This is a genomic window from Clostridium swellfunianum, from assembly GCF_023656515.1.
Taxonomy (GTDB): Bacteria; Bacillota; Clostridia; order Clostridiales; family Clostridiaceae; genus Clostridium_AT; species Clostridium_AT swellfunianum.
In genome coordinates this window covers 2,726,519-2,739,787 of sequence record NZ_JAMOFV010000006.1, presented here as the reverse complement: position 1 = coordinate 2,739,787, position 13,269 = coordinate 2,726,519, and the positions used below count along the sequence as shown (strand labels likewise).

Here is a 13,269-nt window from a genome sequence, read left to right as displayed (position 1 = left end):
AACTCTAATGATAAAAGGTGGAGGAATAAAAAATGCAGCCAAGTCTAGTTTTCTTATAGCACTAATGATGGCTATATATTTGCTAGAAAATTTAAGAGCTGTTTCTTTCAATAGCAGTACAGTATTTATATATGCTATTAAGCCGGCTATATGGATAGTAATATCATGCTTAATTATATTTTTTTCAAAGATACGACCAAAAGCTAAGATAAGGTTATACAGTTTTTTAAGATGGTGGGCTGGATATTTGGCCTTTATATATATTGTTATAACAATGGGCGGCGGACTAATTGATGGATTTGGAAAGAGTCCCTATGATTTATCTTTTATTGGAATTATAAAAAACCTATTTATAGTAATAACCACTCTATTAGGAAGAGAAATTATTAGAGCACGTATTGTAAATAAAAGCTCAGAAAAATACTTATATTTTAATATAGTTACTATTTCGATTATATTCACTTTTCTCAGTTTGCCATTTAATAGAATATCAACATTACAGGGTACTCAAAAGATTGTTCAATATATAGCGCAATACGTAATACCGGAGCTTTCTAAGAATATTTTAGCATGTTATTTATCATATCTTGGTGGCTCAGTAGTTTCTATAATATATATAGGAGTTATAGAGAGCTTTACATGGGTGTTTCCCATTCTACCCAATTTAAAATGGATTACCCAGGCAGTTATCGGAGGTTTAGTACCTATCTTTAGCCTTATGTTTATCCAATTTATTTATTTTAGTCAGATAAAAGGTAGAAAAAAGAATTTTGAAGAGAAAGAAAACCCTTTGGGGTGGATTATAACAGCTACTTTATCTATAGGGATAATGTGGTTCTCCTTTGGAGTTTTCCCTGTGTCTCCAGCGGTTATAGCAACTGGAAGCATGAAACCTATGATAGATCCAGGCGATATGGTGTTAGTTAGAAAGCTTAAGCCTGATGATATAAAGGTTGGAGATGTTATTAAATTTAAAAGCGATAATATATATATTTTCCATAGAATTATTAGCGTAAAAAATGACGAACAGCAAGTTAAGTATGAAACTAAAGGTGATAATAACAGTACGGCAGATAGAGAGTTAGTTGCAATTGAAAATATTAAAGGAAAAGTCATTGGAGTTATACCAAAGATAGGATGGCCAACTCTAATACTAAAAAGTAGAAATGATGTTCCAAAGGAAAAAGTGGAGTTTTAGGAGAAGCAGCTTTTGAATTTGTATAAATATATATAATTAATTATTTTTGGGGAGAGTGCTGGCATGAAGCAAAAGAAAGAAAGAAGTATAAAGCTCTTTAAGATTAATAGGTATTTAAAATTAGCTAGTATTATTGTGATTTCAATAGCTATTATAGTTTTTATAGCTTTGTTAGTGATTGGTATAAGAAAGCATAAATATATTGAAAATAAAGTTCCATTCTATACATATACCCATAAAGGAGTTGTTAATTATTCGGTAGATTTGCTGCCTAATATTATATATAGTCAAAAAAGCCTAGGTGAGAATGGAGTATATGTTACTGACTTTGTTGACAATATTAATACTAATTTTAAATATGAATACAAGGGGGATTCGCCTGCTAAGGTTAAAGGGAAATATAATGTTGTTGCTGTTGTAGAGGGGCTTTTAGGAAATGAAAAGGCTACAAAACCTGCTTGGAAAAAGGAATTTATACTTCAACCAGATACAGCATTTGAAGGAAAAGAAAAATCAGCAGCTGTTGAAAAACAACTGAATATAAAGCTATCTACATATAATGATTTCATTCAACAAGTAACAGCTGCCTCAAAGATAAATTTTGAAACACGATTGACAATATATTGGAATGTATCTGTAAATGTAGAAAGTGAAAAGGGAGTAGTAAATGAACAATTAGTATCTACTATGGAAATCCCACCAACCTCAAAGTATTTTGAGATAAAAGGCAATTTACAACAAATGAAAAACGGCAAAATTGAAGGGGTGGAAAAAGTTATTTCTCCAAGCTTCTATAAGAGAGTTAATTTATATGGTGCATTAATACTTGTTTCTACTATAGCTCTAATTTTTGTTATAGTATTTACATATCCAGAGGTTGCAGCTGACCCGTCGCAAACAAAATTAAGACAGATATTAAGCAAGTATGGAGAAAGAATTGTTAATCTAGGTGGAAACATTAACTTTAGGTCAGAAAAACAAATCCTTGTTCAAGATATGGAGGATTTAATACGTGTTGCTGATGATATAAGTAAGCCTGTCTTATATAAGAAAGTGCTAGAGTTATCTGAAAAGCCAACGTTTTATGCTATAGATGAAAATGTGGTTTATGTTTATGAGCTAAATAATGATCAAATAGAAGTAAAATCTAGTGGTAAGAAGGATGTAGGGTCTATAGAAATTTCAACTTAATGAATGAAGGATTTTTTGAGGGAGTGATATACTCCCTTTTGTTATGCTCTTAATTATAATTCAGGTAGCTATATAAATATACAAGCACTAGAGAACTGCTAGACAACATGAGTAAGTAGACTCCTTTAATGCTAAATATTTATATTTTGTCTGAATATTATGTATATTTTTTACATTTATGTCTATAATTCGAATGAAATCGAATTTTATATGTTTTTAAGGAGAATTGTTGTGAAATTAACAATCAAATTGATAAATAATTTGTTATTTGGACTTTTAATACTACTATTTTTAGGATCTCTTTATTCCTTAATAAATAACAGAGAAAATAAATCTTATGTGCCTTCAATATTTGGATATAAAATGATGACTGTCTTAAGTGGTAGCATGGATCCAGGGATAAAGGCTGGAGATGTTATTTTTGCTAAAAGCATAGATGCGGATTCAGTAAAAATAGGAGATGTTATAACATATAAAACTGAAAATAATGACTTAATTACACATAGAGTAACAAACGTAAAAATAGAAAATAAAAATGTTTATTTTGTTACCAAAGGTGATTCCAATAATGTTGAGGACTCAAAGCCGGTGCCATATAGCAACGTAGTTGGTATTTTAGCGTTCAGAATTCCTTATGGTGGATGGGTTCTAGAATTTGTTAATAGTAAGGTTGGAATTGTACTATTCATATTCATTCCTATTTTTATACTTATATTTGGTGAGGTTAAAACCATATTATCAGAGCTTAAAAAACAAAGTGCAGCTGAGTAATAAAGGGTAATGTGGAAATATAAATTATAAGAAAATGGAGGCAGCCAAGTGAAAAGAATAAGAAACAGGTTATGACTAAACACTGACATAATATAAATTACTGAAATACAAAATAAGAAATAGTAAGGAGATAGAGAAAGATGTTTAATAAAATTACATGTAACAAGAAGATTCTAACGAGTTTGATTTTAGTTGGAACCTTATCAATTGGAGCAGGGATTGGTACTTATGCTGCGTTTACAGCAAAAGTAAAGAGTGTAAATAATAAAATAGAAACTGTTACTTATACGATAAATAATAAGGTTGGAGAGCAAAAATTTGAATTATTCACACTGAATGATGCAGTTCCAGGAAGTGTTGAAAGTCTTAAGCCACTTAGAGCAGAAGTTACAGGAAATAAGAGTATGAAAATCAATCCTGAGTTGATACTTACTGTAAAGAAAAGAAGTATTGTTGATAATGAATTGTCGGAAACTGCCACACCTTTAGTATTAGATACTGAATCAGATAAAGCTAAGTATTTTGAAATTAATACTGTAGTTAAATTTGGGGATGAAACAATATTTGATTCAAAAGGGGAATTTTTGCCTATAAAAGACTTAATGGATGCTATAAATAATTCAGAAACAAAAGAGCTTTCGAAAAATGGAACTTTTATTATAGAGCAAGGTGAAGTTAGAATAAATAGCTCTGCGGAGAACGATTATCAAGGAGCATCAGTTGAGGCAGAGTTGAACCTTACTACTGAGGACTTAGTGGCATCTAAATAGTTATAAGATACAACCATAGGTAAATTTAAGTCTATGGTTGTATAATTTTTATTCCATTTATTATGACTGCTTCTTTAGGAGAATAGATATGAACAAATTTATTAATACGTTTAATAATAAAAAACTGTTAGCTAGTTTAATATTATTCGCTTTAACAGTACTATTAGCAGGGGCTAGTACCTATACTTGGTTTACCGCTAGTGTAGTCAGCAGTGGTAAAATCCAAGTTGGAACCTTTAAGCTCGACATAAATGATGAGGCTAAAGCTGTAATAGATTTAGGAAAGATACAGCCAGGAGAGGCTTCTGCTGAGAAGGTTATATACTTCAGCAATGCAGGGAACCTCGATATGGTGCTTATGGGAAATCTAAACTTATTATCAGAAGATAAAGTTTTTAATAATGGTGTCGGGGATATCAACGCATATAAAATTATAGCTAAGATATATAAAAACAATGATATGGATCCCAATAATCTTATATATGAAACAGCTGATAGTAAGCTTGGTGAACCTATAGTTACCTTTAATTCCGGACTAAATAACAATTTAGATCCCCAAGGTGGAGTTCCAAAAGTGTTTGCTTCAAATGAAAAACTTGTATGCAAATTTAGATTCTTATTAGATTCCTCTCTAGCTAATAATACTCATCAAGGTGATGACGTTAATATTATTTTTGAGGTGAAGGCAAGGCAAAATATTGCTGGGGCAGTTTACTCTGAGTAGTAGGAGAATATACAATGAAATTGCTAAAAGATACTGATTCAATTAAACTTAAAACAAAATTTATATGTTTAATAATATTATTCATAGGTTTTATAACCTTCAATAATATTAGGACATATTCTTGGTTTTCAGTAAAAAAAGAAGTTCAAATAAGCTCAAGTGTTGCTACTACAGAGGATTTTATAACAGTTGGCGAAGTTATAAATGAATCTCCAGACCCTAAACTTACAATACCAGCTTATATTAAGATTACAAAAAATTGCAGTCAAGATATAAATGCTTCTTTTGAGCTTCAAGGAGAAGTTGCACAGTTTTTATCTCCTATAGCGCCAACCAAGTTAATAAATAAGGAAACCACTATCCCTATTACTACAATACTAACCTTGGAAAATTATTTGGCTATGAGTCGTCTCTTTAATGCTAATGGTAAGAAAGATAAAATGCTCGCCGGAACTATTAGTGTAAAGTGTTATAATAAATTCATAAAAGAGGATAAAGATATTAAAATATCTTTGAGATATTTAATGATTAAAACTGTAATACAATAGATGTGATTAAAGGTTATTGCGAAATGCGATAACTTTTTTATTTTTGGTATTTTACAAATCCATATTTACAACGAAACAATGTTATGTTACACTAAAAACATACCAATAATATAACAAGGGCGTGATACATTGGAAGAGAACTTAATCTCGAAAAAAGACCTTCTTGAGCTAACAGACATCTCCTACGGGCAACTCTACAGGTGGAAGCGCAAGAACCTTATACCTGAGGAATGGTTTATAAAAAAGTCTAGCTATACAGGACAGGAGACATTCTTTCCAAGAGATAAGATACTTGAAAGAATAGATAAGATTAAAAACATGAAGGATGATGCATCGCTTGATGAGCTGGCTGAAATGTTTTCGCCTGTTCCATCAGATGTGATTTTAAGTAAAGAGGAGCTTTTGAGAAGGAACATTGTTTCACAAATGGCGTTAGAGATTTATGAAAGCTTTCATGGGGAAGTTAAAGTGTTTCCTTTTGAAAAAATATTGTATGTTGGGCTATTAGAAATCTTTCTTCATTCTGGAGAAATAAGTTTAGATGAAGGTAAGCTTATTCTCACAACTATGGAAGCTCACTATAAAAATTTTGAGGGTAAAGATTGTGAAATAGTTCTTATAAGAAAGTTTGGTGTAGCTGTATGTTTCTTGATAGGTTTGCCTAATGAAATTTTGATAGAAACAGGAGCAAAGCTGGTTTTGAAGGTTAATATAAGCAAGGCAATTGAAAATTTGAAGCTTAAGCTATAAAAGAGGGAGGATATATTATGAATAATGAAACAGTTGGAAGTTTGAAAATATCAGGTTCAGGTAGTGCTGGTGGTGGAATTTATGACCAGGTTAAAATAAGCGGTTCCGGAAAAATTACGGGGAATGTAGAGTGCAATGAGTTCCACATAAGCGGTTCTGGAAAGGTTGAAGGAAATATTAAGGCTAAAGAATTTAAAACTAGTGGATCATCTCGTATTACTGGAAGCATGGAGGCTGCAGAGATTAAAATTAGCGGCTCATCACGTATAACAGGACCTGTACAATGTACTGAAATAAAAGTTTCTGGATCAGCTAATATTGAAAAAGATTTAAAAGGTGATGAAATTAGTATATCTGGATCTGAAGAAATAGGTGGAAGTTTAAATGGGGAAAATGTTCGAATTTCTGGGGGAATAGATATTGAGGATGATTGTGAGTCTGAGGAATTTATTGCAAGAGGTTCTTTTAAAATAGGCGGACTTCTTAATGCAGGCAGCATCGACATAGGAGTTGGAGGATTTTGTTCTGCGAAAGAAATTGGTGGAGAGAAAATTGTAGTTAGAGAATTAGGGGTAAGTGGTATTTGGAATAGAATAGTAAGCATGTTTACAAGCCATAGTGTTGGACTTACAACAGAAATTATTGAAGGTGATGATATTTATCTTGAATATACCACAGCTAAGATTGTTAGAGGAAATAATGTGACTATAGGAATAGGCTGTATCATAGATACAGTAGAATATAAGAATAAGCTAGATATAATTGATGGTGCAAGAGTAGAGAATCAAATTAAGGTAGATTAATTTATTTAAACCTTTGATTAATTATTTTAATCAAAGGTTTAATTTTTATAAAATAATATAAATATAATATTAAAATATTTAATTTACATATTGATTTTTATAAACTGCAGCATTATAATGTAAATATAGACAATAATTCGAATTAATTGTTAATTCTCGCATAGAGAGTTAGAGGTGATTTAATGGCATATAGAGTTATAAGCAAATGTCCTATCTGCAGTGCAAAGCTACGAGTTACAAAGCTTAAGTGCAGTAAATGCAATACGGTAATAGAAAACGACTTTGAATTTTCAAAATTTGAGTACCTAAGCAGCGAGCAGCTTAATTTTATGGAAGTGTTTCTGAAATGCAGAGGCAATATTAAGGATGTTGAAAAGGAGCTTGGAATATCTTATCCAACAGTTAGAGCAAAGCTTGATGATGTGGTTACAGCTCTTGGCTATACAGTAGTTAAAAAGCCAGCAATGGCAAGCAAGGATATATTAGATATGCTTGAAAAAGGTGAAATTACACCAGAGCAAGCTATTAACATGATGAAAGAAGAATAAAATTTATTAGATATAAATGGAGGGGTTTATTAATGAAAGAAGAAGTTAAAAGAATTTTAAAGATGGTTGAAGAGGGGAAAATTAATTCTGATAAGGCTACAGAGCTTATTGAGGCACTAAATAAGACTACTGCTGTTTCAGAGATGCCAGTATCAAGCAACTTGGATAGGATGCTGAGAATTAAGGTGTTATCCCATGACAAAGACAACGTAAATGTAAATGTACCAGTAAGATTTTTAAAAGCTGTTGGCAGCTCAATCAAAAATGTACCAGGGCTAAAGGAAAATGGGGTGGACATAGACATAAAAACAATTATGGATGCTATAGATTCTGGTCTTGAAGGCAAGATTGTTGATATTCAAACCGCTGATGGAGATATAGTAGACATTTCAATTGAGTAGGGGATTTGCTATGAGAATTTATATTAGGACCAATGAAGGAAAGGTAATTAAGCTTCCAGCACCTATGTGGCTTGTTAAAGGTGCTCTTGGCTTTGGAAATGTAGGAATAAGAATAGCTAAAAAATACGCACCTGCTGAAAGTCAGCAGTATATTGATATGGTAGATTTACATGAACTTAAAAAAGGTTTCAACATTTTAAAGGACTATAAGGGGTTAAAATTAGTGGACATAAAAAGCAGTGATGGAACCATAGTTGAAATAGTAATTTAAAAGGATGTATTGAGATGGAGAGAGCTGTTGAGGTTAAAGATTTAAAAAAGTATTTTATCAGTAGAAAAAAGAAGTTTTTTAGAACTATAGAAAAGAAGGAATTTAAGGCTGTAGATGGAGTTAGTTTTGATATATATAAAGGAGAAATTTTTGGTCTGCTTGGTCCAAATGGAGCGGGAAAAACTACAACTATAAAGATGATTACAGGCCTTTTGAGACCAACCTCCGGAAGTGTATGTGTTATGGAAAAAGACGTAGATAAAAGTCCTATGCAGGCACTTAAAAATATAGGTACTGTACTGGCAGGAGATAGGAGTATATATTGGAAGCTTACGGCTCGTGAAAACCTTGAATATTTTGCTTCTCTTTATGGTTGCAATAAAAAAGAAGCAAAAAAGAGGGCTGATGAGATAATAAACAGGCTTGGTTTAGTAGAAAAAGCAGATGAACTTGTTGAAAAGTTCTCAACAGGTATGAAGCAAAAGGTTGCCTTAGGTAAGGCCTTAATTCCAAATGCTCCAGTGGTTCTTCTAGATGAACCAACCCTAGGACTGGATCCGCAGTCAGCGCTTAATCTAAGAGAAATAATTATGGATATAAAGCAGGAAGGCAGAACGGTGCTTTTAACTACTCACTATATGGAGGAAGCGGATTTTCTCTGCGATAGAATTGCTATTATAGATGGTGGGAAAATAATTGCATTGGATACTCCTGAAAATCTTAAGAAAAGTATTAACGAAGTAAAAAGCATAAAAATTGAACTTACTAAAGCAGACGATAAACTAATCAATGAAATAAAGTCACTTGAAAATATAAAGAACGTCATAAATGATTACAACTCTGAGAAAAGAAACTACACTTTAACTGTACATCACACCAATGGAAATACTATAATTCAAAAGCTGTTAGACTGTATATCTAAAAACAAATCCCAAATATTAAATATAAATGTACTTGAGCCTTCTCTTGAGGATGTATTTATTCACCTTACAGGCAAGAGTTTGAGAGAGTAGGTGGAGCTATGAGAAGACTTCGTACTATTTATGCGGTTTTTTTAAAGGACTTAACACAAATGCTCAGGTATCCTTCTTGGTTTATTCAACTTATAATTTGGCCATTAATCTTTCCATTATTATATATAATGAGTGCAATTGGATTGTCTGGGCCAGACATGTCAGGTATAGAGGCCTTTAAAAATGCAACTGGAACAGGCAGCTATGCTGGGTTTATAGTTGTAGGTACTATGGCCTGGATGTGGGTAAATACAACTATGTGGAGCTTTGGCACCTACCTTAGAGAAGAGCAGACAAGAGGAACACTTGAGTCAAACTGGCTTTGTCCAATAAATAAATTTGACCTTCTTATTGGAGGTGGCCTTGTATCAGTATTTCAAGCTGTATTTATATCCCTTGTATCTGTAATAGAATATAGATTTATTTATGGAATACACTTTACAGGCAGCATACTTCAATGGGTTTTTATATTCATTATAATGATGCCAGGGGTTTACGGCTTAGGTGCTTTGTTTGCCAGTATAATTTTATGGCTTAAGGAAGCTAATGCGGCTGTAAACGTGGCAAGAGGAGTTATGATGATACTTTGTGGAATAACCTTTCCTATAGCTATTATGCCAGAGTGGATGAGGTTTTTGTCAAAGGGAATCCCTTTTACCTATGGCATAGAAGCTGCAAGGCAGGTTATGGTCAATGGAGAAGGACTAAAAGGTGCCAGTTTCAATATTATGATGTGTTTAGTAGAAGGCTTTATAATACTAATGTTAGGAAGAATTCTATTTATGGCTATAGAAAATAAAGTTAAAGAATCCGGTTCTCTTGAGAGATTTTAGGAGGGGGTGAGCCAATGAGTTTTAAAGATATACTAATAGTATTTAGATCAAGATTTTTAATAACTGCAAAAATATATTTCAGGTATCCAGTTAATTTCATTATGACACTGTTTGATCCAATAATGTGGCTTACTCCCTTTTATTTCATGGGTAAAAGCTTTTCTGTTAATGGAAAACTTCCGGGTTTTGAAAAGTATACAGGCAACTCAGATTATATTAGCTTTCTCGTTATAGGCTACATGATTTCTTCCTATGTAGCTACAGTATTTTGGACAATGGGCTTTTCGTTAAAGGAAGAGATGCGTCAAGGTGTCTTAGAATCTAATTGGAGCGCACCTGTAAATAGAATTGTACTAATGATAAGCAAAAGTATTTTTAACTTTTGTGCTACTACCTTTGAAGTTATATTAACAGGAATTGTATGTCACTTTGCCTTTGGTTTCAATCTTAATGCAGGGCTTCTTAAGGCTATAGGTTTTTTAATTCCTGGAATAATAGGGATGTTGGGACTAGGTTTAGTGATAGGCTCCCTAGTACTGCTTGCAAAGGAAGCTAACGGAATAATTGATATAACAAATGCCACAGTATCAGCCTTTTCGGGAGGATATTTTCCGGTAAAGGTACTGCCAAGAGGTTTCATGTTTGTATCTTTTGCTCTTCCTATGACTTATATCTACGACAGCAGCAGAGCAATATTAACAAATCAAATACCTTTATTCTCACTTAAAACTGAGTTTGCTATAATTATTGCAACTATGATAGGTTTCTCACTACTTGGAAGTTTTATATTTATGAAGGTAGAGAGAAAGTGCAGAGAGCTTGGAATCTTGGGAGGCCACTAAAAGTTTTTTAACCTAAAAAGTTAACAATTTAAAAAGTTAACTTTTTAGGTTGCAATAAAAAAGCTATTCCTGTGTTTTTCTTGTTGGGTTATATAATTTCTGTTCTATTTTTATTTTGCATTTCTAATCAAATCATAAAAAGGTTCTAGATGCACAAATACCTGAAGGTTATTATTTATTTCCTTTCTCATTTTCTTTTCAATCTGATGAATCAAATCATGAGATTTTTCTACGCTCATATTTGGTTCTGTTAATATGTGCATATCTATATAAACATCATCCTCGCTGCCTCGGCTTCTAATGTTATGCACTCCTTTTACCTGATCAAATTCCAAGGCTAAATTTTTTATCTTTTCAGTGTCTATTACAGCTTTATCGACTAATATACTTCCAGCAGATTTAAAAATTTCATAGGAAGCATGAAGTATAAATAAGGATACTATTAAAGAAGCTATTGGATCTATAATAGATGGAAGTCCAAGTTTAATGCAGACTAAAGTAATTAAAACTCCAATGGATACATATATATCACTTCTTGTATGAAGTGAATCTGATAGGAGTATAAAGCTATTTAATTTTTTACCCTGACTATACTCGTAGGTGCAGACAAATATATTAATTGCAAGTGTGACAATGAGAGCCCTTAGGTTCTCTAAGGCAATATTTAGAGAAACAGGATTTAAAAATCTGTTAACAGCTTCAACTATTATTTTCCCTCCTATAAATAGAAGCATTCCAGCTATAAAAAGCCCAGCCAAAGTTTCGAATTTTCTATGTCCATAAGGGTGTTCCCTATCTACTGGTTTAGCTGCAAGGCTGATTCCTATGAGCCCCACAATATTTGAGGAACCGTCTGTTAGAGAGTGAAAACCATCTGCAGTTATACTAGCACTTTTTACTGCACTCCCGATTATAATCTTTAGTAGGGCTACTGCGAAATTTGCAAACATAATAACCCATAAGACCTGCTTTATTTTTTTATAATTTGTAGAGTTCATTGTATTCGTCTCCCTTTAAGTGGTTTAATACTTTCAACTGATAATAGAATTATATGCATCAGATATTGAAGTTGATACAAAATTAAGAGAAAGAATACAAGATATATGTTATCAATTGATAATGAACTATATATAAGGTAAAATTTCAATTGTAACAAATTACATAAAATTCCTGGCAAGGACAATCAATTGTTGCATAAATGGTTAAAAATCACTACAATAGATTTATAGGTTTATTGAAAATGGTTACTTCTTAGTTGAGGTTTTGTGGAGGGATTGAAGTGAGGAACGATGAGTTTAATATAATGTCAAGCGTTAAGGTAATTGAACAATATAAAGCAAGACTACTTACAATAATAGGCGATTTTTTCACTCTTTTAACAAAAGGAAGCAATGTTGCTCAAGATGCGATATTAGATTGCATTTCCAAGGCAATAATAATACTATACTTACTTGCAGATAGATTAGGTTACTCTCACACTGCAGTGGATGAAAGCATGAAGAAAAATTTAAGGGAAGGTCTGAGTGAAGAAGACAAATATGATAATGATTTGAGAAGATTATATACTCACTTAAAAGAAAGGCAATAGGATGAGATATGGAAACTAGAAAATATAGTACTAAGTCTACAGTTGAGGCAGGAATTATTTCAGCTATAATTGTTGTATTAATGCTTATAACAGGGTATGTTCCTATTATGTCCTTCATGGGAACGCTAATTTTACCTGTGCCAGTAGCACTTTTATTTATTCGTCACGATATCAAGGTAACTACAGCTGCTATAGTTGTAAGTACTATTATTACAGCGGTGCTTTTTAATCCAATTCAAGCGCTGCTTTCTGCTATATCCTTTGGATTAACCGGGCTGACTTTAGGCTATAGCATAAAAAAAGACAAAAGCTCGAACTACACCTTGTTTTTACTTGCTGTTATGTCCTTAATAGCTACAATATTAACTTATATTGCAACTGTATTTTTAATACAAAAGACTACATTAACAGAATTTTTTACGACCTTCATAAATGAAATGAATTCAGCTTTAACAGAATCTATTAATATGGTCAAGTCCTTCTATTCTAAGGCTGGCGTACCAGAAGAGCAGTTTAAACAGATTGAGTCGATGTTTAGTATGTTCAATGCTGAGTTTTTAATAAATGCATTTGCATCTATTTTAATATTCCAGTCAATTTTTTCAGCATTTTTGAATTACATTACTGCAAAAGCTGTACTTAAGAGACTAGGTTACCATATGAAGAAGATGACTCCATTTACTGAACTTTATATCAACAGCTTTGCTGGAGCTTTAATAGTACTTCCAATCCCTCTTGGGGTGTATTTAAAGGCAAAAAACCTCCCGCTAGGAGGACCTATATTAACTTCTGGTCAAATAATTATGCAGTACAGCTTCTTAATAGTTGGAGCTTCTGTTGCCGCATATTATTTAAGAAACAGATTTAAGCTTTCCAATGGGATAATAACATTAATTCTTTTGTTTGTTTCTTTTAATCCTCTATTTGCCAGTGCGCTTTTATACCTTGGCATAGCAGATATGATAATAGATTTTAGAAAAGTAAATCCAAATAGGGTCCTAAAAAGATAAAGGGGGCT

At 32.4% G+C, this 13,269-nt stretch carries 17 protein-coding genes; 16 read left to right on the top strand and 1 reads right to left on the bottom strand.

Annotated features, from left to right (window positions below; translation table 11 throughout):
* Window positions 1-7: 7 nt before the first annotated feature.
* The 14 genes from NBE98_RS13075 (at window position 8) to NBE98_RS13010 (ending at window position 10,663) form a co-directional block, all read left to right on the top strand.
* Window positions 8-1,198 (top strand): signal peptidase I, encoded by a 1,191-nt coding sequence (locus tag NBE98_RS13075; RefSeq protein WP_250815425.1) that lies wholly within the window; start codon window positions 8-10, stop codon window positions 1,196-1,198.
* A 63-nt stretch (window positions 1,199-1,261) separates the two neighbouring features.
* Window positions 1,262-2,389, top strand: coding sequence for a DUF5305 family protein (locus tag NBE98_RS13070; RefSeq protein WP_250815424.1), 1,128 nt, complete (start codon window positions 1,262-1,264; stop codon window positions 2,387-2,389).
* A 231-nt stretch (window positions 2,390-2,620) separates the two neighbouring features.
* The gene (locus NBE98_RS13065; protein WP_250815423.1) at window positions 2,621-3,160 is read left to right on the top strand and encodes a signal peptidase I; all 540 of its coding nucleotides are present in this window, start codon (window positions 2,621-2,623) and stop codon (window positions 3,158-3,160) included.
* Window positions 3,161-3,300: 140 nt separating this feature from the next.
* Window positions 3,301-3,930 (top strand): hypothetical protein, encoded by a 630-nt coding sequence (locus NBE98_RS13060; protein WP_250815422.1) that lies wholly within the window; start codon window positions 3,301-3,303, stop codon window positions 3,928-3,930.
* Window positions 3,931-4,018: 88 nt separating this feature from the next.
* Complete coding sequence (locus NBE98_RS13055) at window positions 4,019-4,654, top strand: TasA family protein (RefSeq protein ID WP_250815421.1); 636 nt, start codon at window positions 4,019-4,021, stop codon at window positions 4,652-4,654.
* A 14-nt stretch (window positions 4,655-4,668) separates the two neighbouring features.
* The gene (locus NBE98_RS13050) at window positions 4,669-5,202 is read left to right on the top strand and encodes a hypothetical protein (protein ID WP_250815420.1); all 534 of its coding nucleotides are present in this window, start codon (window positions 4,669-4,671) and stop codon (window positions 5,200-5,202) included.
* Between the two features lie 129 nt (window positions 5,203-5,331).
* A complete protein-coding gene (locus NBE98_RS13045; RefSeq protein ID WP_250815419.1) occupies window positions 5,332-5,952 on the top strand; it encodes a YhbD family protein in 621 nt (206 codons plus the stop codon).
* Window positions 5,953-5,969: 17 nt separating this feature from the next.
* A complete protein-coding gene (locus NBE98_RS13040; RefSeq protein ID WP_250815418.1) occupies window positions 5,970-6,755 on the top strand; it encodes a polymer-forming cytoskeletal protein in 786 nt (261 codons plus the stop codon).
* Between the two features lie 182 nt (window positions 6,756-6,937).
* Window positions 6,938-7,303 carry a DUF2089 domain-containing protein gene (locus NBE98_RS13035; RefSeq protein WP_250815417.1) on the top strand — a complete coding sequence of 122 codons (366 nt, stop codon included), beginning with the start codon at window positions 6,938-6,940 and terminating at the stop codon, window positions 7,301-7,303.
* Between the two features lie 32 nt (window positions 7,304-7,335).
* Entirely contained in the window at window positions 7,336-7,704 is a 369-nt protein-coding gene (locus NBE98_RS13030; RefSeq protein WP_250815416.1) for an SHOCT-like domain-containing protein, read from the top strand.
* A 10-nt stretch (window positions 7,705-7,714) separates the two neighbouring features.
* Complete coding sequence (locus NBE98_RS13025) at window positions 7,715-7,975, top strand: hypothetical protein (RefSeq protein WP_250815415.1); 261 nt, start codon at window positions 7,715-7,717, stop codon at window positions 7,973-7,975.
* Between the two features lie 14 nt (window positions 7,976-7,989).
* Complete coding sequence (locus NBE98_RS13020; RefSeq protein ID WP_250815414.1) at window positions 7,990-8,988, top strand: ABC transporter ATP-binding protein; 999 nt, start codon at window positions 7,990-7,992, stop codon at window positions 8,986-8,988.
* An 8-nt stretch (window positions 8,989-8,996) separates the two neighbouring features.
* Window positions 8,997-9,821 (top strand): ABC transporter permease, encoded by an 825-nt coding sequence (locus NBE98_RS13015; protein WP_250815413.1) that lies wholly within the window; start codon window positions 8,997-8,999, stop codon window positions 9,819-9,821.
* A gap of 14 nt (window positions 9,822-9,835) precedes the next feature.
* Window positions 9,836-10,663 carry an ABC transporter permease gene (locus NBE98_RS13010; RefSeq protein WP_250815412.1) on the top strand — a complete coding sequence of 276 codons (828 nt, stop codon included), beginning with the start codon at window positions 9,836-9,838 and terminating at the stop codon, window positions 10,661-10,663.
* A gap of 110 nt (window positions 10,664-10,773) precedes the next feature.
* On the opposite strand, the gene NBE98_RS13005 is transcribed toward NBE98_RS13010, so the two are convergent.
* On the bottom strand, window positions 10,774-11,661 hold the full coding sequence (locus NBE98_RS13005) for a cation diffusion facilitator family transporter (protein ID WP_250815411.1): 888 nt from the start codon (window positions 11,659-11,661) through the stop codon (window positions 10,774-10,776).
* 281 nt (window positions 11,662-11,942) lie between these two features.
* Here NBE98_RS13005 and NBE98_RS13000 point away from each other — a divergent pair, with 281 nt between their 5' ends.
* Together NBE98_RS13000 and NBE98_RS12995 are read left to right on the top strand one after the other, a co-directional pair.
* On the top strand, window positions 11,943-12,251 hold the full coding sequence (locus tag NBE98_RS13000; RefSeq protein WP_250815410.1) for a MazG-like family protein: 309 nt from the start codon (window positions 11,943-11,945) through the stop codon (window positions 12,249-12,251).
* A gap of 8 nt (window positions 12,252-12,259) precedes the next feature.
* Window positions 12,260-13,261, top strand: coding sequence for a YybS family protein (locus tag NBE98_RS12995; protein WP_250815409.1), 1,002 nt, complete (start codon window positions 12,260-12,262; stop codon window positions 13,259-13,261).
* Window positions 13,262-13,269 lie beyond the last annotated feature (8 nt).

What these genes read in the sequence shown, in the direction of transcription:
- NBE98_RS13070 (WP_250815424.1), top strand. Translation starts at nt 1,262, where the DNA reads ATGAAGCAAAAGAAAGAAAGAAGTATAAAGCTCTTTAAGATTAATAGG.
- NBE98_RS13075 (WP_250815425.1), top strand. Translation starts at nt 8, where the DNA reads ATGATAAAAGGTGGAGGAATAAAAAATGCAGCCAAGTCTAGTTTTCTT.
- NBE98_RS13050 (WP_250815420.1), top strand. Translation starts at nt 4,669, where the DNA reads ATGAAATTGCTAAAAGATACTGATTCAATTAAACTTAAAACAAAATTT.
- NBE98_RS12995 (WP_250815409.1), top strand. Translation starts at nt 12,260, where the DNA reads ATGGAAACTAGAAAATATAGTACTAAGTCTACAGTTGAGGCAGGAATT.
- NBE98_RS13010 (WP_250815412.1), top strand. Translation starts at nt 9,836, where the DNA reads ATGAGTTTTAAAGATATACTAATAGTATTTAGATCAAGATTTTTAATA.
- NBE98_RS13015 (WP_250815413.1), top strand. Translation starts at nt 8,997, where the DNA reads ATGAGAAGACTTCGTACTATTTATGCGGTTTTTTTAAAGGACTTAACA.
- NBE98_RS13040 (WP_250815418.1), top strand. Translation starts at nt 5,970, where the DNA reads ATGAATAATGAAACAGTTGGAAGTTTGAAAATATCAGGTTCAGGTAGT.
- NBE98_RS13035 (WP_250815417.1), top strand. Translation starts at nt 6,938, where the DNA reads ATGGCATATAGAGTTATAAGCAAATGTCCTATCTGCAGTGCAAAGCTA.
- NBE98_RS13025 (WP_250815415.1), top strand. Translation starts at nt 7,715, where the DNA reads ATGAGAATTTATATTAGGACCAATGAAGGAAAGGTAATTAAGCTTCCA.
- NBE98_RS13030 (WP_250815416.1), top strand. Translation starts at nt 7,336, where the DNA reads ATGAAAGAAGAAGTTAAAAGAATTTTAAAGATGGTTGAAGAGGGGAAA.
- NBE98_RS13060 (WP_250815422.1), top strand. Translation starts at nt 3,301, where the DNA reads ATGTTTAATAAAATTACATGTAACAAGAAGATTCTAACGAGTTTGATT.
- NBE98_RS13005 (WP_250815411.1), bottom strand. Translation starts at nt 11,661, where the DNA reads ATGAACTCTACAAATTATAAAAAAATAAAGCAGGTCTTATGGGTTATT.
- NBE98_RS13055 (WP_250815421.1), top strand. Translation starts at nt 4,019, where the DNA reads ATGAACAAATTTATTAATACGTTTAATAATAAAAAACTGTTAGCTAGT.
- NBE98_RS13020 (WP_250815414.1), top strand. Translation starts at nt 7,990, where the DNA reads ATGGAGAGAGCTGTTGAGGTTAAAGATTTAAAAAAGTATTTTATCAGT.